This is a genomic window from Vibrio harveyi NBRC 15634 = ATCC 14126 = KCTC 12724 (assembly GCF_001591145.1).
Classification (GTDB): domain Bacteria; phylum Pseudomonadota; class Gammaproteobacteria; order Enterobacterales; family Vibrionaceae; genus Vibrio; species Vibrio harveyi.
Genome location: NZ_BCUF01000132.1, coordinates 1 through 1,210, shown reverse-complemented (window position 1 = coordinate 1,210; position 1,210 = coordinate 1). Strand labels below are relative to the sequence as shown.

1 protein-coding gene is annotated in these 1,210 nt (G+C 46.5%); it reads left to right on the top strand.

Annotated elements, in window-relative coordinates:
- Nucleotides 1-76: 76 nt before the first annotated feature.
- Nucleotides 77-1,210, top strand: a complete 1,134-nt coding sequence (locus VHA02S_RS24815) for a flagellin (protein ID WP_005447265.1) — start codon at nucleotides 77-79, stop codon at nucleotides 1,208-1,210.

The following is a 1,210-nucleotide window of genomic DNA, read 5'->3' as shown; positions in this document are numbered from 1 at the left end:
GTAACTTTGAGAGAACTACTTGGTTTTCCGAGACGTCGGAAACCGCTACATCGGAAAATCAATTGGAGAAATCACCATGGCAGTGAATGTAAACACTAACGTATCAGCGATGACCGCTCAGCGTTACCTAAACAACGCAAACTCAGCACAACAAACTTCAATGGAACGTTTGTCTTCAGGTTTCAAAATCAACAGCGCGAAAGATGACGCTGCGGGTCTTCAAATCTCGAACCGCTTGAACGTACAAAGCCGTGGCTTGGATGTGGCTGTTCGTAACGCGAACGACGGTATCTCGATTGCACAAACAGCAGAAGGTGCAATGAACGAGACAACCAACATCCTACAACGTATGCGTGACCTATCTCTTCAATCAGCGAACGGCTCTAACTCAAAATCTGAGCGTGTTGCGATTCAAGAAGAAGTAACGGCACTAAACGACGAACTAAACCGTATCGCTGAAACAACATCATTCGGTGGTAACCGTCTACTTAACGGTACTTACGGTACTCAGTCTTTCCAAATCGGTGCGGACAACGGTGAAGCCGTGATGCTAAACCTAAAAGACATGCGCTCTGACAACCAAATGATGGGCGGCGTGAGCTACCAAGCTGAAAAAGGCAAAGATAAAGACTGGGGTGTTGAAGCGGGCAAAAACGACCTGAAAATCAGTCTGACAGACAGCTTCGGTAAAGAGCAAGAAATCAACATCAGCGCAAAAGCGGGTGACGATATCGAAGAGCTTGCGACTTACATCAACGGTCAAACAGACCTAGTGAAAGCGTCAGTAGACCAAGACGGTAAACTGCAAGTTTTCGCTGGTAACAACAAAGTTGAAGGCGAAGTAGAGTTTTCTGGCGGTCTTTCTGGTGAGTTAGGTCTAAGCGATGGTAAGAAAGTAACGGTTGATACCATCGATGTAACATCAGTAGGTGGCGCACAAGAATCTGTCGCTATCATTGATGCGGCGTTGAAATACGTAGATAGCCACCGTGCAGAGCTAGGTGCTTTCCAAAACCGTTTCAACCACGCAATCAGCAACTTGGACAACATCAACGAGAACGTGAACGCGTCGAAGAGCCGTATTAAAGATACCGACTTCGCGAAAGAAACGACTCAAATGACTAAGTCACAAATTCTATCGCAAGCGTCAAGCTCAATCCTTGCGCAAGCGAAACAAGCGCCTAACTCAGCGCTAAGCCTACTAGGTTAA

What these genes read in the sequence shown, in the direction of transcription:
- VHA02S_RS24815 (WP_005447265.1), top strand. Translation starts at nt 77, where the DNA reads ATGGCAGTGAATGTAAACACTAACGTATCAGCGATGACCGCTCAGCGT.